At 63.9% G+C, this 26195-nt stretch carries 26 protein-coding genes; 10 read left to right on the top strand and 16 right to left on the bottom strand.

The genetic code is table 11. The annotated features are described in order from the left end of the window. Nucleotides 1-40: 40 nt before the first annotated feature. Complete coding sequence (locus tag MRBLMA1_RS03485) at nucleotides 41-310, bottom strand: succinate dehydrogenase assembly factor 2 (RefSeq protein ID WP_363735032.1); 270 nt, start codon at nucleotides 308-310, stop codon at nucleotides 41-43. A 144-nt stretch (nucleotides 311-454) separates the two neighbouring features. Here MRBLMA1_RS03485 and recG point away from each other — a divergent pair, with 144 nt between their 5' ends. Further along, entirely contained in the window at nucleotides 455-2518 is a 2064-nt protein-coding gene (gene recG, locus MRBLMA1_RS03480; protein ID WP_363735030.1) for an ATP-dependent DNA helicase RecG, read from the top strand. 122 nt (nucleotides 2519-2640) lie between these two features. After that, nucleotides 2641-3732: a mechanosensitive ion channel family protein gene (locus MRBLMA1_RS03475; RefSeq protein ID WP_363735029.1), complete on the top strand. Its 1092-nt coding sequence runs from the start codon at nucleotides 2641-2643 to the stop codon at nucleotides 3730-3732. Here the strand turns inward: MRBLMA1_RS03475 and MRBLMA1_RS03470 are convergent. Then, nucleotides 3704-4054: a PilZ domain-containing protein gene (locus tag MRBLMA1_RS03470; protein WP_363735028.1), complete on the bottom strand. Its 351-nt coding sequence runs from the start codon at nucleotides 4052-4054 to the stop codon at nucleotides 3704-3706. The two genes, MRBLMA1_RS03475 and MRBLMA1_RS03470, sit on opposite strands and share 29 nt — an antisense overlap. Before the next feature lie 75 nt (nucleotides 4055-4129). After that, nucleotides 4130-5347 carry a tyrosine--tRNA ligase gene (tyrS, locus tag MRBLMA1_RS03465; RefSeq protein ID WP_363735027.1) on the bottom strand — a complete coding sequence of 406 codons (1218 nt, stop codon included), beginning with the start codon at nucleotides 5345-5347 and terminating at the stop codon, nucleotides 4130-4132. Nucleotides 5348-5399: 52 nt separating this feature from the next. Here tyrS and MRBLMA1_RS03460 point away from each other — a divergent pair, with 52 nt between their 5' ends. After that, nucleotides 5400-6488 carry an anhydro-N-acetylmuramic acid kinase gene (locus tag MRBLMA1_RS03460; RefSeq protein WP_363735026.1) on the top strand — a complete coding sequence of 363 codons (1089 nt, stop codon included), beginning with the start codon at nucleotides 5400-5402 and terminating at the stop codon, nucleotides 6486-6488. A 57-nt stretch (nucleotides 6489-6545) separates the two neighbouring features. Here MRBLMA1_RS03460 and MRBLMA1_RS03455 read toward each other — a convergent pair whose 3' ends face one another. Beyond that, nucleotides 6546-7721, bottom strand: coding sequence for a vWA domain-containing protein (locus MRBLMA1_RS03455; protein ID WP_363735025.1), 1176 nt, complete (start codon nucleotides 7719-7721; stop codon nucleotides 6546-6548). A gap of 138 nt (nucleotides 7722-7859) precedes the next feature. Here MRBLMA1_RS03455 and MRBLMA1_RS03450 point away from each other — a divergent pair, with 138 nt between their 5' ends. Then, complete coding sequence (locus MRBLMA1_RS03450; protein ID WP_363735024.1) at nucleotides 7860-9224, top strand: methyl-accepting chemotaxis protein; 1365 nt, start codon at nucleotides 7860-7862, stop codon at nucleotides 9222-9224. A gap of 50 nt (nucleotides 9225-9274) precedes the next feature. On the opposite strand, the gene MRBLMA1_RS03445 is transcribed toward MRBLMA1_RS03450, so the two are convergent. The 7 genes from MRBLMA1_RS03445 to MRBLMA1_RS03415 form a co-directional block, all read right to left on the bottom strand. Then, on the bottom strand, nucleotides 9275-10303 hold the full coding sequence (locus MRBLMA1_RS03445; protein ID WP_363735023.1) for a hypothetical protein: 1029 nt from the start codon (nucleotides 10301-10303) through the stop codon (nucleotides 9275-9277). A gap of 92 nt (nucleotides 10304-10395) precedes the next feature. Continuing rightward, nucleotides 10396-10809, bottom strand: coding sequence for a GFA family protein (locus MRBLMA1_RS03440; RefSeq protein ID WP_363735022.1), 414 nt, complete (start codon nucleotides 10807-10809; stop codon nucleotides 10396-10398). A gap of 32 nt (nucleotides 10810-10841) precedes the next feature. Continuing rightward, the gene (locus tag MRBLMA1_RS03435; RefSeq protein WP_363735021.1) at nucleotides 10842-11687 is read right to left on the bottom strand and encodes an AAA family ATPase; all 846 of its coding nucleotides are present in this window, start codon (nucleotides 11685-11687) and stop codon (nucleotides 10842-10844) included. Between the two features lie 66 nt (nucleotides 11688-11753). After that, entirely contained in the window at nucleotides 11754-12452 is a 699-nt protein-coding gene (locus MRBLMA1_RS03430) for a DUF6975 family protein (RefSeq protein ID WP_363735392.1), read from the bottom strand. 159 nt (nucleotides 12453-12611) lie between these two features. Then, nucleotides 12612-14657: an RNA polymerase sigma factor RpoD gene (gene rpoD, locus MRBLMA1_RS03425; RefSeq protein WP_363735019.1), complete on the bottom strand. Its 2046-nt coding sequence runs from the start codon at nucleotides 14655-14657 to the stop codon at nucleotides 12612-12614. A gap of 45 nt (nucleotides 14658-14702) precedes the next feature. Further along, nucleotides 14703-16601 (bottom strand): DNA primase, encoded by a 1899-nt coding sequence (gene dnaG / locus MRBLMA1_RS03420; protein ID WP_363735017.1) that lies wholly within the window; start codon nucleotides 16599-16601, stop codon nucleotides 14703-14705. 85 nt (nucleotides 16602-16686) lie between these two features. Continuing rightward, nucleotides 16687-17139 (bottom strand): GatB/YqeY domain-containing protein, encoded by a 453-nt coding sequence (locus MRBLMA1_RS03415; RefSeq protein WP_363735015.1) that lies wholly within the window; start codon nucleotides 17137-17139, stop codon nucleotides 16687-16689. Between the two features lie 154 nt (nucleotides 17140-17293). Between MRBLMA1_RS03415 and carA the strand changes: the two genes are divergently transcribed. The 6 genes from carA to MRBLMA1_RS03385 all read left to right on the top strand — a co-directional run bounded on the left by carA (nucleotide 17294) and on the right by MRBLMA1_RS03385 (nucleotide 23858). Continuing rightward, nucleotides 17294-18457 carry a glutamine-hydrolyzing carbamoyl-phosphate synthase small subunit gene (carA, locus tag MRBLMA1_RS03410; protein WP_363735013.1) on the top strand — a complete coding sequence of 388 codons (1164 nt, stop codon included), beginning with the start codon at nucleotides 17294-17296 and terminating at the stop codon, nucleotides 18455-18457. After that, nucleotides 18454-18822 carry a ribonuclease E inhibitor RraB gene (locus MRBLMA1_RS03405; protein WP_363735012.1) on the top strand — a complete coding sequence of 123 codons (369 nt, stop codon included), beginning with the start codon at nucleotides 18454-18456 and terminating at the stop codon, nucleotides 18820-18822. Before carA ends, MRBLMA1_RS03405 begins: the two co-directional genes overlap by 4 nt. Beyond that, complete coding sequence (locus tag MRBLMA1_RS03400) at nucleotides 18819-19244, top strand: hypothetical protein (RefSeq protein WP_363735010.1); 426 nt, start codon at nucleotides 18819-18821, stop codon at nucleotides 19242-19244. Before MRBLMA1_RS03405 ends, MRBLMA1_RS03400 begins: the two co-directional genes overlap by 4 nt. Nucleotides 19245-19285: 41 nt before the next feature. After that, nucleotides 19286-22633, top strand: coding sequence for a carbamoyl-phosphate synthase large subunit (gene carB / locus MRBLMA1_RS03395; protein ID WP_363735008.1), 3348 nt, complete (start codon nucleotides 19286-19288; stop codon nucleotides 22631-22633). A gap of 81 nt (nucleotides 22634-22714) precedes the next feature. Then, nucleotides 22715-23191, top strand: coding sequence for a transcription elongation factor GreA (gene greA, locus MRBLMA1_RS03390; protein WP_133651914.1), 477 nt, complete (start codon nucleotides 22715-22717; stop codon nucleotides 23189-23191). A gap of 28 nt (nucleotides 23192-23219) precedes the next feature. Further along, complete coding sequence (locus MRBLMA1_RS03385; protein WP_363735391.1) at nucleotides 23220-23858, top strand: rhomboid family intramembrane serine protease; 639 nt, start codon at nucleotides 23220-23222, stop codon at nucleotides 23856-23858. 3 nt (nucleotides 23859-23861) lie between these two features. Here MRBLMA1_RS03385 and MRBLMA1_RS03380 read toward each other — a convergent pair whose 3' ends face one another. The 5 genes from MRBLMA1_RS03380 to MRBLMA1_RS03360 form a co-directional block, all read right to left on the bottom strand. Beyond that, the gene (locus tag MRBLMA1_RS03380; protein WP_133651916.1) at nucleotides 23862-24083 is read right to left on the bottom strand and encodes a DUF4170 domain-containing protein; all 222 of its coding nucleotides are present in this window, start codon (nucleotides 24081-24083) and stop codon (nucleotides 23862-23864) included. 108 nt (nucleotides 24084-24191) lie between these two features. Continuing rightward, nucleotides 24192-24779 (bottom strand): hypothetical protein, encoded by a 588-nt coding sequence (locus MRBLMA1_RS03375; RefSeq protein ID WP_363735007.1) that lies wholly within the window; start codon nucleotides 24777-24779, stop codon nucleotides 24192-24194. Then, nucleotides 24772-25095 (bottom strand): hypothetical protein, encoded by a 324-nt coding sequence (locus tag MRBLMA1_RS03370; protein WP_363735006.1) that lies wholly within the window; start codon nucleotides 25093-25095, stop codon nucleotides 24772-24774. The genes MRBLMA1_RS03375 and MRBLMA1_RS03370 overlap by 8 nt, the downstream gene beginning before the upstream one ends. Then, nucleotides 25092-25451 (bottom strand): phage holin family protein, encoded by a 360-nt coding sequence (locus MRBLMA1_RS03365; protein WP_363735004.1) that lies wholly within the window; start codon nucleotides 25449-25451, stop codon nucleotides 25092-25094. The genes MRBLMA1_RS03370 and MRBLMA1_RS03365 overlap by 4 nt, the downstream gene beginning before the upstream one ends. Nucleotides 25452-25504: 53 nt before the next feature. Then, a complete protein-coding gene (locus MRBLMA1_RS03360; RefSeq protein ID WP_363735003.1) occupies nucleotides 25505-26122 on the bottom strand; it encodes a hypothetical protein in 618 nt (205 codons plus the stop codon). Nucleotides 26123-26195 lie beyond the last annotated feature (73 nt).

Here is a 26195-nt window from a genome sequence, read left to right as displayed (position 1 = left end):
GGAGGGGAGGGCAGGGCAGGTCAGGTCGGGACGGAGGGGATTACTTCCTGCCGATCTCCACGAAATCCATCTTCACGAACCTGTCCCACATCGGCCCGCGCCACTCTTCCGGCAGCGGCAGCGTCCCCAGGGCCCAGGCCATGATGTCGGCATCCTGTTCCTCGATAAACCGCTCGAACCAGTCGAGTTCCGCTTCGCCCCATTCGCCATGGTAGCGGTCGAAGAACCCGCCCACCGCCAGGTCCGCTTCCTTGATGCCACGATGCCAGGCCCGGAATTGCAGGCGGCGGATGCGGGGGTCTTCGTTCACAATTTGTTCCTTGCGCGGACATGACAAATTTGCCGATCGGATGTTTGAACCACCATCCCGGCTGGAGTTTTTCTGTTTGCGCATTTTCCGGGCCGCCAGACGTACCGTCCGGCTCGAAAATGCTCTAGACCGCCTCAGATAGCCATGCGACCCGATATCCTCAACCCACTCTTCACCGAAATCGAAGCCCTGAAGGGCGTCGGCCCCGCGCTCGCCCGACCTCTGGAGCGGCTGGGGCTGGCTCGCGCCGTGGACGTGGCATTCCACCTGCCGGTCAGCTTCATCGACCGCCGCATGGTGGATGAACTGATCCTCTCCGACTCCGGCCGGGTCATCGGCATTGAACTGACGCCGACCGATTACCGAGCCTCCGGCAGCGCCCGCGCCCCATTCCGCGTGATCGCGCAGGACAGGCACGGCAACAGCGTCGCGCTGGTCTATTTCGGCCGCAACAGCGCATGGCCGCGCAAGCTGCTGCCGCTCAACGAACCCAAATTCGTCTCCGGCAAGCTGGAGGCCTATGGCGACAATCTTCAGATCGTCCATCCCGACCATGTCCTCCCGCCGGAGGAAGCCGATACCATCCCGGCGCGCGAGCCGGTCTACGGCCTCTCCGAAGGCCTCAGCAACAACCGCCTGCGCGACCTGGTGGCGCAGGCGCTGACCCGCGCGCCTGACCTCCCCGAATGGATCGAACCCAGCCTCCTTGCGCAAAGGGGCTGGCCCACATGGCGCGAAGCGCTCACCCGCATCCACGCCGACCCCAGCGACGCCATGGCCCGCGAGCGCCTTGCCTATGACGAGATCTTCGCCGGCCAGCTTGCGCTGATGCTGGTCCGCCAGTCCTCCCGCAAGCGCAGGGGCGTGCCGATCGTCGGCGACGGCCGACTGCGCGCCATGCTGCAACTGCCCTTCGCGCCGACGGGCGCGCAGCGCCGCGCCTTCGGAGAAATCGAGGGGGACATGGCCCAGCCTGTCCCCATGCTCCGCCTGCTGCAAGGCGACGTAGGATCCGGCAAGACGCTGGTGGCGCTGATGGCCCTGCTCAACACGGTGGAGGCGGGAGCCCAGGGCGCGCTCCTCGCTCCCACCGAAATCCTGGCCCGCCAGCATTATGAGACGCTGCGCAGGATGGCGTCGGGCCTGCCGGTGAACATCGCCATCCTCACCGGGCGGGAAAAGGGCAAGGCGCGCGAATCCACCCTCATGGGGCTGGCCGACGGCAGCATCGACATTCTGGTCGGCACGCATGCCATTTTCCAGGATGCGGTGCGTTACAGGAACCTCGCCCTGGCAGTGATCGACGAGCAGCATCGCTTCGGCGTTGCGCAGCGCATGATGCTGGCGGCCAAGGCGGAGCGCACGCCGCATCTGCTGGTGATGACCGCCACGCCGATCCCGCGCACCCTGACGCTCACTTATTATGGCGAGATGGACGTGTCGCGCCTGGACGAGATGCCGCCGGGCCGGCAACCGATCCAGACCGTCGTCATGTCCTCCGGACGTCTCGACGAAGTGGTCGAGGCGCTGGCCCGCCATGTGGAGGGCGGGGGGCAGGCCTATTGGGTCTGCCCGCTGGTCGAGGAAAGCGAGAATAGCGACCTTGCCGCCGCAGAGGCGCGGGCGGAAACGCTGCGGATGCGCTTTGGCGAACGCGTCGCCATCGTGCATGGCCGGATGAAGGGGCCGGAAAAGGACGCCGCGATGGAGTCCTTCGCTTCGGCCCGCACGAAAATCCTGGTGGCGACCACCGTGATCGAGGTCGGCGTCGATGTTCCCAACAGCAACCTCATCATCATCGAAGGGGCCGACCGCTTCGGCCTTGCCCAGCTTCACCAGCTCCGCGGGCGCGTCGGGCGGGGGCAGAATCAATCGGTGTGCATTCTCCTGCGCGGCAATGCGCTGAGTGAAACCGCAAGGGCGCGTCTTGCCCTGATGCGGGAAACCAATGACGGCTTCCGCATAGCCGAGGAAGACCTGCGCCTGCGGGGCGCGGGCGAAATATTGGGCACGCGCCAGTCGGGCGAGCAGCAGTTGAAGCTCGCCACGCCGGAGCATCTCTCCGCCCTGCTGGACCCGGCTCGGGACGACGCCCATCTGCTGATCGACAGGGATGGCGGCCTGAGCGAAGCACGCGGGCAGGCAGCCCGAACCTGCCTCTATCTTTTCGAACGCGACGCGGCGGTGGGCCTGCTTCGCAGCGGGTAGAGTCCCTGCTCCTGCCTTCAGGAACAGGGCCAGGAACAGGACAGGACGGCGCGGCACATATTGTGAAAACAACGTCTTGCCGCAGTTGCGAAACCATCCCGCCGCCCTGTCGTTGCATCGCCATGCAATCCGACATCAGCCTGCACCATGTCACGTCGATGGCGGCGATCTCGATCGGCCTGTCGGTCGTCGTCGCCTTCCTGCTCCATTGGCTGGCCTATTGGCTGGCGACCCGGATCGTCCACCGGATGCGGATGGAGCCGGTGATCCTGCCCGCCCTCTACCACCCTACGCGCTGGCTGATCGTCCTCATGACATTGTCGGCGGGCGTCCAGCCGCTGACCTTCACCCCGAATGTGGAGGCGATCTGGTCCATCGGTTCCAGGATGCTGTTCATCCTGCTCATGGGATGGCTGATCTTTTCCCTGATGCGGGCGGGGCGCATCATCCTGGAGCGCCGCAGCGACATCAGCGTGGCGGACAATCTCAAGGCGCGGCGGCAGCATACCCGAATCCGTATCCTCTACCGCGTGACGCAGTTCATCGTCGGCTTCCTGATCCTCTCGCTGATGCTGATCGCCATTCCCGGCGTACGGAGCATCGGCGTTACGCTGATGGCATCGGCGGGGCTGGCGGGGCTGGCCGTCGGCGCCGCCGCGCAGCCCGCGCTCAAGAATCTGATCGCGGGCATACAGATGGCCTTTTCCGAACCGATCCGGCTGGATGATGTCGTCATCGTCGAGGGTGAATGGGGCCGGATCGAGGATATCAAGCTGACCTATGTCGTCGTCCGCATCTGGGACGACCGGCGGATGATCGTGCCGGTATCCTATTTCCTCGAAAAGCCCTTCCAGAACTGGACGACGAAAACCTCCGACCTGCTCGGCACCGTCTTCCTTTATGTCGATCCCGCCGCGGACATAGAGGCGATACGGGCGAGATTCATCGAGGCGGTCCAGGCCAACAGCCGCTGGGACGGCCGCGTCGCCATCATGCAGGTGACCGACCAGCGCGCCGATGCGCTGGAACTGCGCGGCCTTCTGAGCGCCCGCAACGCCGGCATAGCCTTTGACCTGCGCTGCGAGGTGCGAGAGGCGATGATGCATTTCCTGCGTACGCAAATGCCGCAGGCGCTGGTGCGATCGCGTCAGCGGCTGGAGGCGGGGGATGATCTGGGTAAGGCGTTTACCAGGCCGTCTGGCGCGGCGGTATGAGGGCGAGCATGGCGTCATAGACCTCCGGCTCGATCCGCTGCAGGAACTCCACGCCGATCCGTCCTTCTTCCGACCAGCGCACTTCCGCGGCCTGGTTCTTCACCACGGGCAGCCATATCGTTACCCGCTCGCCAATGGTCAGGGGCGCCTCTGTCCGGCACATCAGGCCCAGGGCAGAGATGTTGATGATCCGCACACCATGGCTGCGGCCCTTTGCCGTGATATGGCTGACCATATCGACCAGATCTCGCTGCACGCGCCGCTGGCTGACCGCGGGACCCCGCTCGTTCAGATGGGAAAGGCTGGCGAACACTGAAGGCATGGAAACAGGATAGGTAAGGAAGATGGCCTCTTCCTTACCTATTGTGGTTAAGGCCGCCTAAAGCCTTTTTTGATTTCAGGGGGTTACCAGCCCGTGCCGTTTCGCGCCGAAGCTGACCTTGTCACCGGCCTTCAGCGACAGGGCGGGATCGCTCACCACCTCGCCATTGACGCGGATCGCGCCCTCGGCCAGCTTTCGCCGCACTTCCTTGTTGGAAGCGGCAAAGCCCAGCGCTGTCGTCCCCTGCAGGATGTTCAGCCCGTCCGCGCCCAGGCTGACGCTGGGCAGATTGGCGTCCGATGCGCCCTCTTCAAAGGTTCGCCGGGCCGTCTCCGCGGCCGCGGCGGCGGCTTCGGCACCGCGGCAAAGGGTCGTCGCCTCATTCGCCAGGATCTTCTTCGCCTCGTTGATTTCGGCTCCCTGCAGGGCGGCCAGCCGCTCCACTTCGTCCATCGGCAGATCGGTGAACAGGCGGAGCCGGCTGGCAACGTCGGCATCGGCCGTGTTGCGCCAGAACTGCCAGTAATCATAATGCGAAAGCTGGTCCTCATTGAGCCAGACGGCGCCGCCCACGGTCTTGCCCATCTTCGTGCCGTCGGCATTGGTCAGCAGCGGGGTGGTCAACCCGAACACATGCGTACCGTCCACCCGGCGTGCCAGTTCGACGCCGTTGACGATGTTGCCCCACTGATCCGACCCGCCCATCTGCAACCGGCAGGCCGAACGGCGCGACAGTTCCAGAAAATCATAGGCCTGGAGGATCATATAGTTGAACTCCAGGAAACTCAGCGACTGTTCCCGGTCCAGTCGCAGCTTCACCGAATCGAAGCTCAGCATCCGGTTGACCGAGAAATGCTGGCCGATGTCGCGCAGGAACGGGATATATTCCAGGCGGTCCAGCCAATCGGCATTGTCCGCCATGATCGCGTCGGTCGGCCCGTCGCCGAATGTCAGGAAGCGTTCGAACACGCTTTTGATGCTCCCGACATTCTGCGCGATCGTGTCTGTGGTCAGCAGTTTGCGGGCCTCGTCCTTGAAGCTGGGATCGCCGATCTTGCCGGTGCCCCCGCCCATCAGGACGATGGGCTTGTGCCCGGCCTTCTGCAATTGGCGGAGCATCATGATCGACACCAGGTGACCGACATGCAGCGAGGGCGCCGTGGGATCGAACCCGATATAGCCCGGCACGATCTGTCTGGCGGCCAGGGCGTCCAGGCCCTCCGCATCGGTCAGCTGGTGGATATAGCCGCGCGCTTCGAGCAGGCGGAGCAGATCGGACTGGTAGTTGCTCATGGCGCGGCCCTGTAGCATTGAGAGGAATAGTGTAAAAGAGGCAGGATCATCGATGCTCGCAATAGGCCTGATGTCGGGAACATCGCGCGACGGCATAGACGCCGCGTTGATAGAAACCGATGGCGAGGGCGCCGGCAAGGGCGTCGCTTTCCACGCCATGCCCTATGGCGAGGGCTTCCGCCTTCGCCTTGCCGAAGCCTGTCAGCGCGCCATGACGATGGAGAGGCCGGGTTTCGAACCGCTCATCCACGCGGTCGAGGAGGAACTGACGGAGCTTCATGTCGAGGCGATATCGGACCTGCTGGCCCGCAGCGGCCATGTGACGCAGGACGTTGCCGTCATCGGCTTCCATGGCCATACCGTGGCCCATCGTCCCGAATGGCGCTGGACCTGGCAGATCGGCGACGGCGCCGCCCTGGCGGGGGCATTCGGCATCCCTGTCGTCGCGGACCTGCGCAGCGCCGATGTCGCGGCAGGCGGGCAGGGCGCGCCGCTGCTCCCCGTATATCATCGTGCGCTGGCCCATGATCTGGCGAAGCCGCTCGCCGTGCTGAACCTGGGCGGGGTCGCCAACCTTACCGCCATTGCCTCCGACGGGGAGATTTTTGCCTTCGACACCGGCATGGCAAGCGGCCTCATCGACAATTGGATGCAGACCCATGGCGACCGCAGCTTCGACGAGGATGGCGCGACCGCGGCCAGCGGCCAGGTCGACGAGGCGCGGCTGGCCCGCATGCTGTCCGACCCGTGGTTCGCCGTCGCTCCGCCCAAGAGCATAGACCGCGAGGCGTTCACCATCGACGCGGTGCGCGGGCTGTCGCTTGCGGATGGCGCGGCGACCCTGACGGCCTTTTCCGCCGCAGCCGTTGCGCGGGGGATGGAGCATCTCGTCGAACGGCCGACGCGCATCTATGCCGCTGGCGGAGGACGCCGCAATGCGACGCTGATGCGAATGCTGGGGGCCTATACCGGCGCGGATGTGCGGCCGGTGGACGAGCTGGGATGGGACGGCGACGCGCTGGAGGCGCAGGGTTTCGCCTATATGGCCGTACGCCATATGAAGGGCCTGCCCATCAGCTTCCCCGGCACGACCGGCGCGCCGCAGCCGATGACGGGCGGCGTGCTCTTCGAACCGGCGTGAATTCTTCCGCCCAGGGCTGTTTTCCGTCGCCTCGGCAATACCGGGCGAGCCGGCGGATCACCGCTTGCGCGTCAGTTCCCGCATGGCGTCGTCTATCCCCTCGATCGTCAGCGGATACATGCGCCCGTTCATGATTTCGCGGATCATCCGGGTCGACTGATTATAACCCCAGTGCGCCTCCTGCGCGGGGTTCAGCCAAACGGCCGCCGGATAGGTATGCAGCACGCGGCTCAGCCAGGTTGCGCCCGGTTCGTCGTTCATATGTTCGACCGAGCCGCCGGGATGGCTGATCTCATAGGGGCTCATCGCCGCGTCGCCGACGAAGATCACCTTATAGTCATGCCCATATTTGTGGAGGATATCCCAGGTCGGCGTGCGTTCGGAAAAGCGGCGGCGGTTGTCCTTCCACACGCCCTCATAAAGGCAGTTGTGGAAGTAGAAGAACTCCATGTTCCTGAATTCGCTCGTCGCCGCCGAGAACAGCTCCTCGCAAAGCATGATGAACGGGTCCATCGATCCGCCCACGTCCAGGAACAGCAGCAGTTTCACTGCATTGTGCCGCTCTGGCCGCATGCGGATGTCGAGCCAGCCTTGCCGCGCCGTTCCCCGGATCGTCTCGTCCAGGTCCAGTTCGTCGGCCGCGCCCTCCCGCGCGAAGCGGCGCAGCCGCCGCAGCGCAACCTTGATGTTGCGGGTGCCCAGTTCCCTTTGATTGTCCAGATTGGCGAATTCGCGTTTTTCCCAGACCTTGATGGCGCGCTTGTGCCGGCCCTCGCCACCGATCCGCACGCCCTCGGGATTATAGCCGCCATGGCCGAAGGGGGATGTGCCGCCGGTGCCGATCCATTTGTTGCCGCCCTGGTGACGCCCCTTCTGCTCCTCCAGCCGCTTCTTCAGCGTTTCCATGATCTCGTCCCAGCTTCCCAGGGACCTGATCTTCTCCATTTCCTGCGGACTTAGGAATTTTTCCGCCACCAGCCGCAGCCAGTCCTCCGGGATGTCCGCCTCCACCGCTTCGCTGTCCAGCACGCCTTTGAATACTCGGGCGAATACCTGGTCGAAGCGGTCTATCAGCCCCTCGTCCTTCACATAGGTGGCGCGCGCGAGATAATAGAAATCCTCCGGGCGCTGTCCGATCACGTCCCGGTCCAGCGCCTCCAGCAGCAGCAGATGTTCCTTGATGCTGGCGGGAATGCCGGCAGCGCGCAGCGCATCGAGAAAGTTGAGCATCATGATGGCGCCCTTGTCCGCCAGCTTGGCGGATCATGCAAGCAGCGGACGTTGTCGGAATGTTAAGTGTTGCATTGCATCGTTAACAGGGCAGTATCCATATTGGGTGGAATGGGGCGGTGACCATTGGAAAACGGAGATTTGTTGACCGACCTGGGGGAGCGATCGGGCGACATTGCGTTGCAATGCAGCGAAACGGCAGGCTTTCTGGGGGAGCTAACCCGCCGCATTCATGAGGACTCGGCGCATCTGGGCGAACTGCAATCAACGATGCAGGCGCTGGCCGTCAGCCAGAATGAAAGCGTGCTGGCTGCGCAGGAGCTGAGCCTGACGGCCCGTCGCGCAGGGCAGATCATCGCCCAGGGGCATGAGGCGATTGGCCGTTCCCTGGGCCAGGTCACGGAGCTGATCGAGAATGTGACTGGCCTTGAAGGGCATTTGCGGCAATTTCTGAGCGTTATCGAGACCGTGGGCGATATTTCCGGGCAACTGGGCGCGATCGCGCGGCAGACCCGCCTGCTCGGCGTGAACGCAGCGATCGAGGCGGCCCGCGGAGGCGAGGCGACGCAGGGCTTTGCCGTGGTGGCGGACGAAATCCGTCGGCTGGCGGGGCAGGCGGGCGAGTCCGCCGCTTCCGTGGGGGACAAGCTGGGGCAGCTCGACCATGACGCCCGGCGACTGATCGGCGGGGTCGAGGCCAATATCCTGCGTGGCCGCGACGTCGGTTCGCATATCGATACTCTGCGCGTCAGCATGGCGGAAATCGCTTCGCTGGTGACGCAATTCGGGCAACGTTCCGACACGATCGCCACCTGCACGGATGAGGCGGATGGCGATGTGGCGGCCTTGCGGCAGGGGCTGGCCCGTTTCAGCCAGTCCGCGACGGAGAGCGCGACGCGCGTGGCGACGGCGCGCAGCCATCTGGAGAGCCTGGAGGGCATGGCGAACGCGATGCTCAACACGGCGGCGCATGGCGGGCACGTCACGCGCAACAGCCGCTATATCGGGTTCGCCGAAGAAGGGGCGGAGGAGGTGCAGGCGCTGATCGAACGGGCGCTGACGGAAGGCGCGCTGGATATGGCCGGCCTGTTCGATACCGCCTATCGGCCGGCTCCCGGTTCAGAACCGGCGCAATATGAAAATGGCTTCACCGCCTTTGCCGACCGCTTCGTGCAACCCGTCCTGGATCGTCGCACGGCGCAGGACAGCGCCATCGTCGGTTGTTGCCTGATCGACATGAATGGTTATCTGCCAACCCATATCAGCGCGCGCAGCCAGCCGCAGCGGCCCGGCGAGGCGCGATGGAACATGGAGCATGCGCGCAACCGGCAGATTTTCATGGACAGCCAGACGCGCCGCGCCCTGGATGGAGAAGGGGATTTTTTCCTGTTCACCTATCGCCAGGATCTGGGCGAGGGGCGTTACCGGGCGCTGCGCAGCGTCTTTGTGCCGCTGATGTTCGGCGGCCGGCGTTGGGGCCTTTATGAGGTCGGCTATCTGATCTGATCGGCTATCCTGCCGCTCCGCATTTCTGCCCGGCCGCCCGGAAGCCCGCCCTAATGCAGCTTTGCGTCCGCCGTCCGCACCGTCATCTGGCCGCTGGCGGTGTAGGCTGCGGTTGCCCCGGCCTGCGCGGTTTGCGGATCCTTTCCATCCAGTATCTGGGCAATCTGCCGCGCACTCGGCACCTTGTCGTAAATGCCGTAGAGATCGGTCTGGCCCACCGAGTGGATCGAAAGCTGATAGCCGCTGCCGGTCGTGGCGGGATCAAATGTCATTACCGTGCCCGAATCGTCCACCGGCACGATGATCGCGCCGTCGGCAATGCCGGCCTGTTGCAGGATGTCGTAGCTGCCATTGGCGGTTTCGGCCTTCCCGCGGACGCAAAGATCTGCCTGCCCTTCGCGGGGCAGGGAATTATCGACGGGTTGGGCAGATGTCTGATGGGTCAGCCGCGCTTCGGCCGCGTCGACGGCCGGGCACGCCGTCAGCCTCGCCGGTTTTGTGGCATGGATGGATGCGGGCGCATCGAAGCGGAGACGCGCCAGCATGCCGTCCAGGCCTGCGAGGACTTCCCTCCGCCGTTCGGTCGGTCCCGTGACGCGCAGCTTCACGATCCAGCGTCCGGCGTGCAGGAATGCCGCCGCCGTGGTGAGCGCACCGTCGGCGGCATCGTCATAGATGGCGCGAATGGCGGCATTGGCGCGCCCCGCAACGGCGACGCTGGAATAATCGGTGCGGTGCGTCCTTGCGCCAAAGCGCTCCATCACCGCCTTGTCCGTCATATAGGCGGCCAGCGACGCGTCGGCATAGCTGGGCAGATAGACATAGAGCGTCGCCTGGACCGCGCCGTCTTCGGACAGATATTGGGCGTAATTGTCGATCCCCTTGCCGCCGTTGGAAACCTCCCCGCTCTTGGAGAGGGACAGCCCGGCGACTGTCTGCGGCATGCTGATCCCCGCTGCATCGGCGCGCAGCGCGGTGGCAGTGGGTGTCCAGGCTTCCCTTTCCTCGGCCGCGCGCGCGAATGCGGGCGCTGACAGGGCCAGCACCGCCGATAAAAGGGACCACGCACGCTTGGGCATTGGCATCCTTCCTCCGATTCATGGCCGTCTTGGCGCGGCTTTGAACGTCGGGGGAAGTTGAGCCGAAATGCATCGGCGGCGCAAGCGGCCTTTCAGGTCACGGGCGGCATTTGTGCCGGATAATGGGGCAATTCCGGGTCCAGATGCGCCCAATCGGGCGCCGCATCGGTCCAGATCACCGCCTGCGGTCCCAGAAGCTCAGGATCGTCAAGCGCGCCAGCCCGAATGAAGGTGAGGTGGGGACGCGATTCGGCCAGGCTGAACAGCGGCGTGCCGCATTCGGGGCAGAAGCCGCGCCGCATGGCATTGCCGCTGTCCGCCACGCTGTGATGCCAGCGCACCTCGCCGGTCACCGTCAGCTTGTTGGAAGGGAAGCAGACATTCACCGTTCCCGATCCGGCGCCCAGATACTGGCAAAGCCGGCACCAGCACATGCGCGCCGCCATGGGTTCCGCATCGATGTCGATCCGTACCTGTCCGCACAGGCATCCAGCTTGATGAGCCATGGGTCGGGCCTTTCAGTTGAAGGGGGGCATCCTTACCGGCCCTGTCGCCGGGCCATGAAGGCAAGCCGTTCGAACATCATGATGTCCTGCTCATTCTTGAGCAGGGCGCCGTGGAGTGGCGGGATCGCCTTGGTGGGATCGCGGTCCTGCAATATGTCGAGCGGCATGTCCTCCGCCAGGATCAGCTTCAGCCAGTCGAGCAGTTCGCTGGTCGATGGCTTCTTCTTGAGACCGGGGACTTCCCTCAATTCGTAGAAGATTTCCATCGCGCGCTTGACCAGGACCTTCTGGATGCCGGGGAAATGGACGTCGATGATCGCCTGCATCGTCTCCCGGTCGGGGAATTTGATATAGTGGAAGAAGCAGCGGCGCAGGAAGGCGTCGGGCAGTTCCTTCTCATTATTGGAGGTGATGACCACCACCGGCCGCTCCCTGGCAGCGACCGTTTCCCCCGTCTCGTAGACGTGGAAGGCCATGCGATCGAGTTCCTGCAGCAGGTCGTTGGGGAATTCGATGTCGGCCTTGTCGATCTCGTCGATCAGCAGGACCGGCAGGGTAGGGGAGGTGAATGCCTCCCACAGCTTTCCCTTGCGGATATAATTGCCGATGTCGTGAACGCGCGGATCGCCGAGCTGGCCATCGCGCAACCGGGCGACGGCATCATATTCGTACAGCCCCTGATGCGCCTTGGTCGTCGACTTGACGTTCCATTCGATCAGCGGAGCGCCCAGGGCCCTGGCGATTTCCTGCGCCAGCACGGTCTTGCCGGTGCCCGGCTCGCCCTTCACCAACAGCGGACGGCGAAGCAGCACCGCGGCGTTGACGGCGACCTTCAGATCGTCGGTGGCGACATAATCCTGCGTGCCTTCAAACCGCATATTGCTGCTTCTCACCCTGCTTGTGCCGGGCCAACTATGGCAAAGCAGGGGTGGAGCGCAAAGCCTTTATCGGCCAGTCACGGCCTGATCCTTGCCGGCGCGTATTCCTGCGCGGGCCTGAAGCACATCCCACAGCCCGCGATGCTGGTTGAGCAACTGGCGTGTTCCGAACAGGATGGCACGGTCGACGGCGTCGTCGCCGCCGATTTCCCTGGCGACCTCCAGCGTCGCCGGCCGATCGGGAAGATCGCAGACATGGGGTTCGAGCCCGACGCGAATCGCCGCGATGTCCAGAACGTGCCGCACCGCCCGCCAGTCGAGCACCAGCGCGATCGCCGCGCCCATGGCGCAGCCCCGCCGGTCCGACTGGGCCAGCATGTCGAGGGCATGGCGCTGCTGACTGACGACGGTTTCGCAATCGCTCTGTCCCGCCGTGCTGGGCGCGGGACCGACGGCGACAGTCACCTGGGTCAGATAGGCCCGTTCCCGTGCAAAGGCGTCGGCCGCCTGGATCAGCCAGTTGCGCGCCGCATTGTCTGCGGATCGGGTGGCGGCGTGGTCGATCACGCCGGGATGACGGCCATGGAGCAGGCAGAGATAATAGGCTGCGTCGGCCAGGTCGGGCAGCGACATCGTGGCATTCGCGCCGAAACTCGCCCGCGCGCCGCTGGCATAGCCATGTCCGGCCGTGCCGTCGGCGGCGACCACGGCATCCAGGATCTGCGATACATCGCCAAATTGATAGCGCGGTGCTGCTTCGCTCATCATCTTCCCCTGCACACGCCGGCCAACCAGCGGAGCCACATTCCGCGACGGTAGAGAGTCGAGGTAAAAGAGGAGTTTACGCCAGTAAAAAAGGGCGGCCCGAAGCCGCCCTTTTTCGATCATCCTGCCGCGCTGCGGCCTCGGCCTGCCGAAGCGCCTCTATTGGTCCAGGAAGCTGCGCATCTTGCGGCTGCGGCTCGGGTGCTTGAGCTTGCGCAGCGCCTTCGCCTCGATCTGGCGGATGCGTTCGCGGGTGACGCTGAACTGCTGTCCGACCTCTTCCAGCGTATGGTCGGTGTTCATGCCGATGCCAAAGCGCATGCGCAGCACGCGTTCCTCGCGCGGGGTCAGCGATGCCAGAACGCGCGTGACGGTTTCCTTGAGATTCGCCTGAATGGCGGCATCCACGGGGATGATCGCATTCTTGTCCTCGATGAAGTCGCCCAGATGGCTGTCTTCCTCATCACCGATCGGCGTTTCCAGCGAGATCGGCTCCTTGGCGATCTTCATCACCTTGCGCACCTTCTCCAGCGGCATGGACAGCCGCTCGGCCATCTCCTCCGGAGTGGGTTCGCGGCCCTGTTCATGCAGGAACTGGCGGCTGGTCCGCACCAGCTTGTTGATCGTTTCGATCATGTGGACGGGGATGCGGATGGTTCGCGCCTGGTCCGCAATCGATCGGGTGATCGCCTGACGGATCCACCAGGTCGCATAGGTGCTGAACTTGTAGCCGCGCCGATATTCGAACTTGTCGACCGCTTTCATCAGGCCGATATTGCCTTCCTGAATAAGATCAAGGAATTGCAGGCCGCGGTTCGTATATTTCTTGGCGATGGAGATGACGAGGCGCAGGTTCGCCTCGACCATTTCCTTCTTGGCGATGCGCGCTTCGCGTTCGCCCTTCTGCACCATGTTGACGATGCGGCGGAATTCCGAAAGCGACATGCCCGTCGCCTGGGCGATCTCGCTCACCTCGACGCGGATGCGCTCCACGGCGCGACCCTCGGCGGCGGCGAAGGCGGCCCATTTCTTGTCCAGCCCCGACACCTTGTCGAGCCAGCCATCGTCCAGTTCATGGTTCACATAGCGGTCGAGGAAATCCTTGCGGCTTACCTTGTGCCGCTCGGCAAGGCGCAGCATCTGCCCGCCCAGCGCGGTCAGGCGCCGGTTATAGGCATAGAGCTGGTCGACCAGATATTCGATCTTCTGCTGGTGGAACTGGACGCTCTCGACCTCGGCGGTGAGCTGTTCGCGCAGATCCTGATAGTCGTCCTCCGCCTTCTGGCTGAGCGTTTCCCCGCTGGCCATGGCGGCCATGCGCGATTCCTGCGCCTTGGAAAAGGCGCGGAAAATCTCCGTGATGGTCGCGAATTTCTCCAGCGCCATCGGCTTGAGCGTCTCTTCCATCTGGGCGAGGGAGAGGGTGTTGTCCTCCTCTTCCTCCTCCTCCATCCGGCGGGCGCGGCGTTCGGTCAGGCCGTCCTCATCCTCGTCGGAATCGGCGGATTCCTCCTCCGGCTCTTCCTCTTCCTTGAAGCTGGGGCCAGCGGTCTTCTCGCTGATCTCCCCGTCGTCGTCCTCGGCGCCTTCCTCCAGATTTTCCGGAGCGGGATCCTTGGACAGCATCGCGTCGAGATCGAGGATCTCGCGCAACTGCATCTCGCCATTGTTGAGCGCGGTCGACCATTCGATGATCGCGTTGAAGGTGGTCGGGCTTTCGCACAGGCCCAGGATCATCGTGTCGCGACCCGCCTCGATCCGCTTGGCGATGGCGATCTCGCCCTCGCGGCTGAGCAGTTCCACCGCCCCCATTTCGCGCAGGTACATGCGCACGGGGTCGTCGGTGCGGTCGACCGTTTCCTTCTTCTTTTCCGTTACGGGGCGCGGCGAGCCGTCGTCTTCTGCGCTGTCGTCGGCGCTGTCATCATCGCTGTCGTCGCGCTGATCCTCGCCGTCCTCGCTGGCTTCCTCATTTTCGACGATGTTCACGCCCATTTCGTTGAGCGCGGACATGATGTCCTCGATCTGCTCGGAGGACATCTGGTCCTGCGGCAGCGCGTCGTTCAGCTCGTCATAGGTGATGTAGCCGCGCTTCTTCGCGCGGGCGATCAGCTTCTTGACCGACGCCTCGTTCAGATCCAGCAGCGGCGCATCGCCGGTATCCGTATCCTCACCCGCACCCTTGCCGTTCGCCTTGCTCGCCATTTATTCGCCTTAACTCCGCCGCGCCCGTGAAGGGAGCGATCCATATCATATAATATCTTCGGACTGCGCCAGTTCCGCCAGGCGGCGATCATGATCCAGCTTCAACTTGTGGACCCTTTGCTGTTCGGCAAAGCTGTCCTCGTTGAGGTCTTCTCTCGCCCGCCGGGTGGCATGTGCCAACGCCGCCTCCAATTCCGGTCCCTGCGCCATCACCCGAATGGCCTCATCCAGGTCGCGCCGCGCGCGATCCGAGTCGGCCTTGCTTTTATGGGGGGTGAATGTGAACGTGTCGGCCCGGAGCATCCCTTTTGCCATATTATACACTTCACCTTGCCCCAATATGGTAAGGAGGCCATCGGTTTCAACTGTTTCTTTGCTGAACGAGGCCGTGATCATCGCATTCAGCAATTCCGCCAATGCGGAGTCGGCCACGCGAAGCCCGATAAGCGTCTCTCGATGTAGCGCAATCTGATCGGGATGCCGCAGCAGGCTGGCCAGTACGGCACGCAAAAGCCGTTGTTCCATGCCGCTTGCGCCGATCGCCCTTGCCTCGCTTCCCGCGGGGGGAAGGGGGGGCTTCCAATTACCCCGACGGTCCCGCTGCCAGCCGGATCGGGCGCCGCCACCGCGCTGGTGGCGGGGCTGGAACGCCGCCCGCGCGAAGAACAGCGCGTCATGCCGTTCGCGAAAGGCATGGATATAATGCGCCCGCACGTCGGGGTGGGCGATGGCGTCGGTGATAGCCGAAAGGCGCTGCTTGAGCGCGGCGCGCTGTTCCGGTGTATCCAGCGGCGCGGCGCCCTGTTCATGGGTCCACAACCGCTCGATCAGCGGTTCGGCCGCAGCCAGCACCGCTTCCATCGCCGCTGGCCCCTCCGCGCGGATGAGGTCGTCCGGATCCTGACCGGCGGGAAGCGTCGCGAAGGCCAGGCTCATGCCTGGCCGCAGCAGGGGCAGGGCGCGCATCGCTGCCCGGATCGCCGCCTTCTGGCCTGCCGCATCGCCGTCGAAACAGAGGATCGGCACATCGGCCATCTTCCACAGGCGCTCGATCTGATGCTCGGTCAGTGCCGTGCCCAGGGGGGCCACCGATTCCTCAAAGCCGGCCTGGGCGAGGGCGATCACGTCCATATAGCCCTCCACGACGATGATCCGGCCGCTATGCCGGCTGGCGGGAGAGGCCCGGTCGATATTGTAGAGCGTGCGCCCCTTGTCGAAGAGCGGCGTGTCGGGGGAGTTCAGATATTTGGGCTCGCCCGCGCCCAATATGCGCCCGCCAAAAGCGATCACCCGGCCGCGAATGTCCCGGATCGGCAGCATCAGCCGGCCCCGGAAGCGATCGTAGCTTTCGCGTTTTCGGGCATTTCCGCCATCCGGTTCGGCACCATCCGGATCGATGAGCAAGCCGGCCTCTATCAGCAGCGGCTCGCCAAATTCCTTGAGCGCTGTCTTGAGCCGTCCCCGTCCGTCGGGAGAAAAGCCGAAGCCGAAAGTTCTGGCGGTCGCTGCGCCGATGCCGCGCTTCTGGAGGTAGGATCGTGCTTCCGCGCCCTCTATTCCGCCAAGCTGCTCCTCGAAAAAGCCCTGCGCGGCGGCCATGACGTCATGCAGTCCCCGCGCCTGCTCTGCCCGTTTCGCCGCGCGGGGATCAGGGGCGGGAACGTCCATCCCGGCCGTCTGCGCCAGTTCCTTCACCGCCTCCATGAACGGCAGGCCGCGATGATCGGTCATCCACCGGATCGCATCACCGTGCGCGCCGCAGCCGAAGCAGTGATAAAAGCCCTTTTCGTCGTTGATGGTGAAGCTGGGCGTCTTCTCATTATGGAAGGGGCAGCAGGCCTTGTATTCGCGGCCCGCCTTCTGCACCTTCACCGTCCGCCCGATCAGGGTGGAAAGCGAGGTGCGCACGCGCAATTCGTCGAGGAAGGCGGGCGACAGGCTCATGCTTAACTTACATCCTCCCGCTTGAGACCATCTTCCGGAATGGAGCCCTCCAGAAGGGAGGCTTGAAGACCCTGGGGATGCGACCTCAGCCCAGCGCCGCCTTCACCAGCCCGCTCGCCTTGCTCATGTCGATCACCGACCCGTGCCGTTCCTTGAGCACGGCCATGACCTTGCCCATGTCCTTGACGCTGGCCGCACCCACTTCCGCCTTGATCGCCTCGATCGCGGCCTTTGTCTCGTCCTCGCCGAGTTGCTGCGGCAGGAAGCTCTCGATCACGTCCAGTTCCGCCTGCTCCTTCGCGGCCAGCTCGTCGCGGCCGCCGCTCCGGAACATGTCGATGGATTCGCGGCGCTGCTTCGCCATCTTCTGCAGGACCTCGACCACGATGGTGTCGTCATCCGGCACGCTGGACGCGGTGCGCAGTTCGATGTCGCGATCCTTCAGCTTCGCCAGGATCAGGCGCACGGCGGCCAGCCGATCCTTCTCGCCTGCCTTCATGGCGGTGACCTGAGCGCTCTTGATGGTGTCGCGAATCATGCGAATGAATCCTGCCTCTTTCGGAAAGGATCAGATATAACGGCAAAAGAGATTTTTTACAGTGGTTGACCAGCCATGGTTCAGCGCATAGGTGACCGGCCGTTTAACCCGCTTAAGACGGGTTCCTAGCAAAAGCATAAAGGACGATACGACCATGGCTGACGCCAAGACCCTCATTGTGCCCAAAGGAGCGACAGGGGTATTGGTTTTCGCCGATGGCTCCGCCGTCTTCGGCCGCGGCTTCGGTGCGACTGGCGATGCCGTGGGTGAGCTTTGCTTCAACACGGCGATGACCGGATATCAGGAAGTGATGACCGACCCCAGCTATGCGGGGCAGATCGTCACCTTCACTTTCCCGCATATCGGCAATGTCGGCACCAATCTGGACGATGTGGAGGCGGACCTGCCCCACGCGCTGGGCTGCGTCGTGCGGCAGGACGTCACGGAACCCAGCAACTTCCGCAATGTCGAGCCCTTCGACCAGTGGATGAAGGAAAAGGGCCGCATCGGGCTTGCTGGCGTCGACACCCGCGCGCTCACCCGCATGATCCGCGTGAAGGGCGCGCCCAACGTCGTCATCGCCCATGATCCCGAAGGCAATTTCGACCTTGAGGCGCTCACCGCCAAGGCTGCGGCATGGCCGGGCCTTGAAGGCATGGACCTCGCCATCGAGGTCAGCGCCAAGGAAAGCCGCCTCTGGAAAGACGGCGTGTGGAAGCTCGGCCACGGCTACGGCGTGAATGAAGCGGCGGATGACCGCCCCCATGTCGTCGCCATTGATTATGGCGCGAAGAACAACATCTTCCGCAACCTTGTGAAGGCGGGTGCTCGCGTCACCGTGCTGCCTGCGACCGCCACCTATGAGCAGGTGATGGAGCAGCAACCCGACGGCGTGTTCCTCTCCAACGGTCCCGGCGACCCGGCCGCGACCGGCGAATATGCCGTGCCCGTGATCAGGCAAGTGCTGGACGCCGACAAGCCCGTCTTCGGCATTTGCCTCGGCCACCAGATGCTCGCGCTCGCCGCCGGGGCGAAGACGATCAAGATGCATCAGGGCCATCGCGGCGCCAACCACCCGGTCAAGCGCCTGTCCGACGGTCTGGTCGAGATCACTTCGATGAACCACGGTTTCGCGGTCGACAGCGACACGCTGCCCGCCAATGTGAAGCCGACCCATGTGTCGCTGTTCGACGGCAGCAATTGCGGCATTGAACTGACCGACAGGAAGGCCTTCTCGGTCCAATACCACCCCGAAGCCTCGCCCGGCCCGCAGGACAGCTTCTACCTGTTCCAGCGCTTCGTTGAGGAGCTTAAGTGAGCCTCAATCTGCCCCCGGTCGACGAAGCCCGCCTCGCCGCAGAGTGGGAGGCGGATAAGGCCGTCCTCGCCAATCTCGCGGCGAATGGCGATGTGGCGCGCATAGCCCGCCCGGTCGACGTCAGCTTCAAGGGCAGCGAAAAGGATTTCGAGCGTGTCCTCACCATCGCCAGCCAGTTCGGCTTCGTCGAACTGGACCGCGAAGAGGATGAGGATGGCGACCTTTTCCTGTTCCTCGAATGCGAACAGCCGGTCGATGAACAATCGATCCGCGCCCTGACGAAGAAATGCCTCCAGATCGAAATCCTGTGCGGCGTCGAATATGACGGCTGGGGTTGTGAAGCGCAGTTGGGGGGTATGCATTGAGAGAAGCCATTCGCATCGCGATTCCTGCTGTCCTGCTGGCAGTGTCGAGCCATCCGTTCGCTGCCATAGCCGCAGAGGGAACTGTCGAATGTGAGCAGGCCATCAACCGGCTTGCCGGAACGAGTAAATCAGAAGCCGCTCGTGTAGCCATTACGTTCACCGGAACTCAAAACGCTTTAAGTCTATTAGACAGCGCCGCTTCGAAGTCGAATGTTGATGCTACTTTGTTTCCTGTCGATAAGGAAAAGTTCGTCCTTTTTCTTCAGCTGCGGCGCGGCGTTCTAGATAGCCCGGCTCTAGGCACCATGGTGAAGAGCATGTGTGCCTTGGGTTCCGTGGCAGACAGCAGGTTCAATGGAGCAATGCTGTTCATAGGCAAGGATATGACCGACGCCGCCTTCGCCAAGTTGCCGGGCTATTGAAGCGTCAAACGCATCGAACGATTTGAAACAGAGGCCAAATAATGCCTAAAAGAACCGACATCTCCTCCATCCTCATCATCGGCGCTGGCCCGATCATCATCGGCCAGGCTTGCGAGTTCGACTATTCGGGCACGCAGGCGGTGAAGGCGCTCAAGGAAGAGGGCTATCGCATCATCCTGGTCAATTCCAACCCGGCCACTATCATGACCGACCCGGAATTTGCCGACGCCACCTATGTCGAACCGATCACGCCCGAAATCGTGGCGAAGATCATCGAAAAGGAACGCCCCGACGCGGTGCTGCCGACCATGGGCGGCCAGACCGCGCTCAACACCGCGCTCGCGCTGTTCAATGACGGCACGCTGGAGAAGTTCGGCGTCAAGATGATCGGCGCCGACGCGCAAGCCATCGACAAGGCCGAGGATCGCCTGAAATTCCGCGATGCGATGGACAAGATCGGCCTGGAATCCGCCCGGTCGCGTATCGCACATACTATGGAAGAAGCGCTGGAAGCCCTTGAATTCACGGGGCTTCCATCCATCATCCGGCCCAGCTTCACGCTTGGCGGCACGGGCGGCGGCGTCGCCTACAACAAGGACGAGTTCAAGCAGATCGCGGCCGCTGGCCTCGATGCGTCCCCGACCACCGAAGTGCTGATCGAAGAGTCGCTGCTCGGCTGGAAGGAATATGAGATGGAGGTCGTCCGTGACAGGAACGACAATGCCATCATCATCTGCTCCATCGAAAATGTCGATCCGATGGGCGTCCACACGGGCGATTCCATCACCGTCGCGCCGGCGCTGACCCTGACCGACAAGGAATATCAGATCATGCGCAACGCGAGCATCGCGGTGCTGCGTGAAATCGGTGTCGAAACAGGTGGTTCGAACGTACAGTTCGCAGTCAATCCGAAGGATGGCCGCCTGATCGTCATCGAGATGAACCCGCGCGTCTCGCGCTCTTCGGCGCTGGCGTCGAAGGCGACCGGCTTCCCGATCGCCAAGGTCGCGGCCAAGCTCGCCGTCGGCTATACGCTGGACGAGATCGAGAATGACATCACCGGCGCGACCCCGGCCAGTTTCGAACCGACGATCGACTATGTCGTGACCAAGATCCCGCGCTTCGCCTTTGAAAAGTTCAAGGGGAGCGAACCGCTGCTCGGCACCGCGATGAAGTCGGTGGGTGAGGTGATGGCGATCGGCCGCAACATCCATGAATCGATGCAGAAGGCGCTGCGCGGCCTGGAAACCGGGCTTTGCGGCTTCAATGAGGTCGACCATCTGGTCGGCGCGCCCAAGGACGACATCATCGCCGCGCTGGCCCAGCCGACGCCCGATCGCCTGCTGGTCGCCGCGCAGGCGCTGCGCGAGGGCCTGACCGTCGCCGAAATCCACAATATCGCGAAGTTCGACCCCTGGTTCCTGGAGCGGATCAAGGAAATCATCGACGCCGAAGCGGAAATCCTGTCCAACGGCCTGCCGCAGGATGCCGACGGGATGCGCCGCCTCAAGGCCATGGGCTTTTCCGACAAGCGCTTGGCCTATCTGGCGCTCAAGTCCGCCAATCTGCGCGGGATGGAGCGGGGCATCGCTCGCGGTTCGGGCCTGATCCATGACGCGGTCAAGGCAATGACCGGTGGCGTCACCGAGGATGAAGTCCGCGCCCTGCGTCACAAGCTGGGCGTGCGCCCGGTTTTCAAGCGGATCGACACCTGCGCCGCCGAGTTCGAGGCGAAGACGCCTTATATGTACTCCACCTATGAAGCGCCGATCTTTGGCGAGGCGGAGAATGAGGCGCAGCCGTCCGATCGCAGGAAGGTCGTCATCCTGGGCGGTGGTCCCAACCGGATCGGCCAGGGCATCGAGTTCGACTATTGCTGCGTCCACGCCTGCTTTGCGCTGGCGGAGGCGGGCTATGAAACGATCATGGTCAACTGCAACCCGGAAACGGTGTCGACCGACTATGACACCTCCGACCGCCTCTATTTCGAGCCGCTGACGGCCGAGGACGTGCTGGAAATACTGAGCGTCGAGATGTCGAACGGCACGCTGGCCGGCGTCATCGTCCAGTTCGGCGGGCAGACGCCGCTGAAGCTGGCGCAGGCGCTGGAGGATGCGGGCGTGCCGATCCTGGGCACCTCGCCCGACGCCATCGACCTGGCCGAAGACCGCGAGCGCTTCGCCGCGCTGATCGACAGGCTGAAGCTCAAGCAGCCCGCCAATGGCATCGCCCGCAGCCGGGAAGAAGCCATCGCCGTCGCCAACCGCATCGGATATCCGGTCCTGATGCGCCCGTCCTATGTCCTGGGCGGCCGCGCCATGGAGATCGTCGACGGCCAGGCGCAACTGGAAGAATATATCGCCACCGCCGTTCAGGTGTCGGGCGACTCCCCGGTGCTGATCGACCAATATCTGCGCGACGCGGTAGAGGTGGACGTGGACGCGCTCTGCGACGGCGATGACGTGGTGGTTGCCGGCGTGCTGCAGCATATCGAGGAAGCAGGCGTCCATTCCGGTGACTCCGCCTGCTCCTTGCCGCCCTACAGCCTGTCGGACGACATCATCGCGGAGATCGAGCGCCAAGCCGATGTCCTCGCCCGCGCGCTGTCGGTGCGTGGCCTGATGAACATCCAGTTCGCGGTCAAGGATGGGCCGGAGGGACAGACGGTCTATCTGATCGAGGTCAACCCCCGCGCCAGCCGGACCGTGCCCTTCGTCGCCAAGGCCATCGGCACGCCCATCGCCAAGATCGCGAGCCGGGTGATGGCGGGCGAGAAGCTGAAGGATCTGCCGAAGATCGACCGCAACGCGATTTCGCACATTGCGGTCAAGGAAGCCGTCTTCCCCTTCGCCCGCTTCCCCGGCGTCGATCCCGTCCTTTCCCCGGAAATGAAGAGCACCGGCGAAGTCATGGGCATCGACAGCGATTTCGCGACCGCCTTCGCCAAGGCGCAGCTCGGTGCGGGGACCATCCTGCCCAAGAGCGGGACGGTGTTCGTGTCGGTCAAGGACAGCGACAAGCCGGTGATCCTGCCCGCCGTGCAGAAAATGGCGGCGCTGGGCTTCACCATCATCGCGACCGGCGGCACCGCCCGTTATCTGGAAGAGCAGGGCATCGCCGTGCAGCCAGTGAACAAGGTGGCCGAAGGCCGTCCCCATATCGTAGACAAGATCACCGACGGCGATGTCGACCTGATCTTCAACACGACGGAGGGCTGGCAGTCGCTCAAGGACAGCAAGGCGATCCGCACGAGCGCCCTGCGCGCCAAGGTCGCCAGCTTCACCACGGCGGCGGCCAGCGTCGCGGCGGCCAATGCGATCGAGGCTCTTCAGGGCCATGCCCTTGAAGTGCGTTCGCTCCAGTCCTATTATCCACTGTCGCAAGCCTGATCCCCTGCACAAGGAAGCATGCTGCGGGTGGCCCCAAGTTGGGGGCCGCCAAAGGGAAGTTTTGACGAAGGATTTGCAAGAATGGCGACCGTCGAGAAGATGCCGATGCTGCAGATGGGCTATGACAAGCTCAACGAGCAGCTCCGCGAATTGAAGGCCGAGCGGCCATTGATCGTGGACGCCATCGAAGAAGCGCGCGCGCACGGCGATTTGTCGGAAAATGCCGAATATCATGCCGCCAAGGAGCGTCAGGGGCAGGTCGAAGCCACCATTGCCGATCTGGAAGACAAGCTGTCGCGCGCCCAGATCATCGATCCCCGGACGCTTTCGGGAGACAAGGTCGTGTTCGGCGCGACCGTCACGCTGCTCGATGAGGATGACAAGCCGGTCAAATACCAGATCGTGGGCCAGGCCGAGGCGGATGCCAAGCTCGGCATGATCAGCTATAACAGCCCGCTGGGGCGTGCGCTGATCGGGCGCCAGATCGGCGAGGAGGTCGAAGTGTCGGTGCCCTCCGGCGACAAATTCTACCTGGTCAACAAGATCGATTTCATTTGATCCATCCGTGAAACTGCCTGCTGGTCGCATGACGAACGGGATCGCGGCGATAACTTTCGTCGCGTTTCTGCTGATCTACCTGACGGGGCAGGTCGATAATGCCGCGATCGTGGCCGGGTTCATCCCGGCCCGGGTGGAGGATGGCGCCCTGCTGGCCGGCATGTCGGCCGTCCCGGTCTGGCTGACTCCGATCAGTTGCACGCTTGTCCACGCCAACTGGCTGCATATCGGGTTCAACCTGTTCATGTTCGTCTTTTGCGGACGACAGGTGGAGCATGTTCTGGACAAGGGCGCGACGCTGCTGCTCTATGTCGCGGGCGCCTATGGCGCGACGGCGCTGCAATGGGCGATCGATCCGCATTCCACCAATCCGATGGTCGGCGCCAGCGGCGCGATATCAGCGGTCATCGCGACCTATGCATTGCTCTACAGCCAGCAGAAGGTTCGCCGCGTGGGGCCGATGTCGGCGAATCTGGTTCGCCTGCTGTGGCTGGCGGCAAGCTGGATCGCGATCCAGCTCATGATCGGTCTCGCCACGGCGCAGGGGCTCGGTGACCTTGGGCAGATTGCGGTTGCCGCGCATATTGGCGGCTTTCTGGTGGGGCTGGTGCTGACGCGGCCGCTGCTTCGCTGGCGTTTCCGCAAACGTCCCCAGCCCCTGTCCTGAATTTTATCCGCTGGGCAGATCCGGCTCCAGCAGCCGGTGCAGATGGACGATCACATAGCGCATTTCGGCGTCATCGACCGTTCGCTGGGCGGCGCCGCGCCAGGCATTTTCGGCGGCGGCATAATCGGGGTACACGCCGACCAGCTCGATGGAGCCAAGATCTTCGAATTCCAGCGTCTGAGGATCTTTGACGCGACCGCCCATCACAAGGTGCAGCTTGCTCATGGTATCTTCTGTTCTCCTGTTCGGGGAACCTGTACCGTAGCAGGCCGCCCGCACCCGTCAAAGGGGGCAGGCGGCCGGATCAGCATGCTTTTGGTGGCGGCGGCGCGTTCAGCTTTTCGGCAACCGCGCCTTCACGGCCTCGCTGAACGCGTCGACCTTGGCGGCGACCAGCGCCATCACATCGTCGGCAAGACGGGATGCCTTTGCGCCCAGTTCGGCTGAGGCAATGGTGTCGCGTGCCGAGGAGGCGGCGTCCTTTGTCCCTTCGGCCGCATTGTGCAGCGCATCTCCAGCACTCGCGCGCAGGGTCTCCGCATTTTCAGCGGCCATGGCCCTGGCGGCGAGCGCCGCGTCCAGCACCTTTGCCCCGGCACTGGTGGCCAGGCCGGGCAGTGCCTTCATCGCTGTCCGGCTCTTGGGAAACATCCATGCGATGACGGCACCTGCCGCGACGGCGCCCGCGACGGCGGCAACGGGATGTTCCTGCACGATCTCATTGGCGCGCGCCGCGATCCGCTGCGATCTGTCCCGTGCGTCCGCATAGGCGTCGCCGGCCTTTTCGCGGCTGGTCTGGATAAGGTCGCCGGCGCTTTCCCTGGCCCGATCCGCCGTATCGCGGAACCGGCCGGACGCGGTCCCGGCGATGTCGTTCGCCGCTTCGCGGGCGCGGGTGAGTTGAGCGCGGATGTCAGCCATTGTCAGTCTCCGAAGTCTCTTCTGTGCGATTGCCTGTCCGAACGTATATGCGCCGGAAAAGTGCCGCGAGCGGACGGCGCAGCAAATAGAGGGCAAGGGCGCCGGCCGCGGCAGCCGTCGCCGCTGGTCGTTGCTGAACCTTGGCGGCGGCATAGGCGGCCCCGTCCATCATCGTTGCCGTCGCCCTGGCCTTTGCATCCTGCTTGAGCCGGGCGGGCGCGATCCGCGCCCTGGCGGCAAGGGCGCTGGAAACCAGCGCGGCGCGGCGCGCGTCGGCACGCGCGACTGCATCACGATAGGCGTCTTCGCGCGTCATGGCTTGATGGCCTTCCTCATCCGGTCGATGCGCCCCTTTGCGAACAATAGCAATATCAGGGCGATGACCAGCGCGCCGCTGAATACGGCGCCTGTCGCCCAGCCGGGGCCGACAAGCGGCGCCAGTGCCAATATGACGCCCACCAGACCGGCGACGATGGCCGCGAAGACAAGCATGATACCCACCAGAGCGAAGATCAGCGCATCGCGAATCCCCGCTCCGGCAATGCCGGCACGCAGCTTCTGCCGTTCGACCTCCGCCTCCGCATAGGCCCGGCCGTCGCTGTACAGGCGCGCGAAGACGTCGCGCACGGACTCGTCCTGTGCCTCGGTCTGCAGGGGCTCTTGGGTCAACATATCCTCCGCCCCGGCACCGGGGCCTTATCGTCGGTCAATCGGGCAGGACGCGATCAGGCGTCTTCGTCCGATCCCTTGGCAAGGCGCATCAGCACGAATCCGACCACCGCCGCCGCGCCGATCGCGACGGCCGGGCTCTTGCGCACGAAGTCCCGCGCTTCGGTCATCAACTGGTCGACATCCTTGCTGTCCAGCGTCTTGGCCGCGCCGGCCACTGATTCGGCCGCCTGGCGGGCATAGTCGCCATATTGCGGGCCAAGCTTGGCATCGACGGTGCCCGCCGTGTCGGAAATCAGCTTGGCCAGGCTCTGCATGGCCGATCCGGTCTTGTCCTTGGCGACGCCGGCAGCCGATTTGGCGGTCTTCGACGCCTGGTCCTTGAGCGGGTCGATATGCGATTTCCAGTCGACGGTGTTGAGTTTGTCAGCGGCGGCCCTTGCGGCCTTTTCGGCCTGGGCCTTTATGGGCGCGATCTGCGCGGTCCAGCCATGCGCGGCCGTGCCATTGCCCGGCTTGGCTGCTACGGCCTTGCGCGGGGCGGCTGCCTTTGCGGGCGCGGCCTTCACCAGCGTTCCGGACAGGGCGGGCTTGGCGGGCTTGGCCTTTGGCGCCTTGGCGGGACTGGCCTTCTTGACGCGCTTGGCGGGCGGGGTTTCGGGGGTGTCGGCCATCGTCCTGTGTCTCCCTTTGAAATACGGCGCGATTGCGAGGCGGGCGGGCGGCTCTGCTTCTAATGCTTCGCCA

The organism is Sphingobium sp. LMA1-1-1.1 (assembly GCF_040676365.1).
GTDB lineage: Bacteria > Pseudomonadota > Alphaproteobacteria > Sphingomonadales > Sphingomonadaceae > Sphingobium.
The sequence above is the reverse complement of the archived record's forward strand: the minus strand, read 5'-3'. Positions and strand labels throughout refer to the sequence as shown.

Excerpts from the sequence above, each read along its gene's own strand:
- recG (WP_363735030.1), top strand. The coding sequence starts at position 455 with ATGCGACCCGATATCCTCAACCCACTCTTCACCGAAATCGAAGCCCTG.
- MRBLMA1_RS03475 (WP_363735029.1), top strand. The coding sequence starts at position 2,641 with ATGCAATCCGACATCAGCCTGCACCATGTCACGTCGATGGCGGCGATC.
- MRBLMA1_RS03470 (WP_363735028.1), bottom strand. The coding sequence starts at position 4,054 with ATGCCTTCAGTGTTCGCCAGCCTTTCCCATCTGAACGAGCGGGGTCCC.
- tyrS (WP_363735027.1), bottom strand. The coding sequence starts at position 5,347 with ATGAGCAACTACCAGTCCGATCTGCTCCGCCTGCTCGAAGCGCGCGGC.
- MRBLMA1_RS03460 (WP_363735026.1), top strand. The coding sequence starts at position 5,400 with ATGCTCGCAATAGGCCTGATGTCGGGAACATCGCGCGACGGCATAGAC.
- MRBLMA1_RS03455 (WP_363735025.1), bottom strand. The coding sequence starts at position 7,721 with ATGATGCTCAACTTTCTCGATGCGCTGCGCGCTGCCGGCATTCCCGCC.
- MRBLMA1_RS03445 (WP_363735023.1), bottom strand. The coding sequence starts at position 10,303 with ATGCCCAAGCGTGCGTGGTCCCTTTTATCGGCGGTGCTGGCCCTGTCA.
- MRBLMA1_RS03440 (WP_363735022.1), bottom strand. The coding sequence starts at position 10,809 with ATGGCTCATCAAGCTGGATGCCTGTGCGGACAGGTACGGATCGACATC.
- MRBLMA1_RS03435 (WP_363735021.1), bottom strand. The coding sequence starts at position 11,687 with ATGCGGTTTGAAGGCACGCAGGATTATGTCGCCACCGACGATCTGAAG.
- MRBLMA1_RS03430 (WP_363735392.1), bottom strand. The coding sequence starts at position 12,452 with ATGAGCGAAGCAGCACCGCGCTATCAATTTGGCGATGTATCGCAGATC.
- rpoD (WP_363735019.1), bottom strand. The coding sequence starts at position 14,657 with ATGGCGAGCAAGGCGAACGGCAAGGGTGCGGGTGAGGATACGGATACC.
- dnaG (WP_363735017.1), bottom strand. The coding sequence starts at position 16,601 with ATGAGCCTGTCGCCCGCCTTCCTCGACGAATTGCGCGTGCGCACCTCG.
- MRBLMA1_RS03415 (WP_363735015.1), bottom strand. The coding sequence starts at position 17,139 with ATGATTCGCGACACCATCAAGAGCGCTCAGGTCACCGCCATGAAGGCA.
- carA (WP_363735013.1), top strand. The coding sequence starts at position 17,294 with ATGGCTGACGCCAAGACCCTCATTGTGCCCAAAGGAGCGACAGGGGTA.
- carB (WP_363735008.1), top strand. The coding sequence starts at position 19,286 with ATGCCTAAAAGAACCGACATCTCCTCCATCCTCATCATCGGCGCTGGC.
- greA (WP_133651914.1), top strand. The coding sequence starts at position 22,715 with ATGGCGACCGTCGAGAAGATGCCGATGCTGCAGATGGGCTATGACAAG.
- MRBLMA1_RS03385 (WP_363735391.1), top strand. The coding sequence starts at position 23,220 with ATGACGAACGGGATCGCGGCGATAACTTTCGTCGCGTTTCTGCTGATC.
- MRBLMA1_RS03380 (WP_133651916.1), bottom strand. The coding sequence starts at position 24,083 with ATGAGCAAGCTGCACCTTGTGATGGGCGGTCGCGTCAAAGATCCTCAG.
- MRBLMA1_RS03375 (WP_363735007.1), bottom strand. The coding sequence starts at position 24,779 with ATGGCTGACATCCGCGCTCAACTCACCCGCGCCCGCGAAGCGGCGAAC.
- MRBLMA1_RS03370 (WP_363735006.1), bottom strand. The coding sequence starts at position 25,095 with ATGACGCGCGAAGACGCCTATCGTGATGCAGTCGCGCGTGCCGACGCG.
- MRBLMA1_RS03365 (WP_363735004.1), bottom strand. The coding sequence starts at position 25,451 with ATGTTGACCCAAGAGCCCCTGCAGACCGAGGCACAGGACGAGTCCGTG.
- MRBLMA1_RS03360 (WP_363735003.1), bottom strand. The coding sequence starts at position 26,122 with ATGGCCGACACCCCCGAAACCCCGCCCGCCAAGCGCGTCAAGAAGGCC.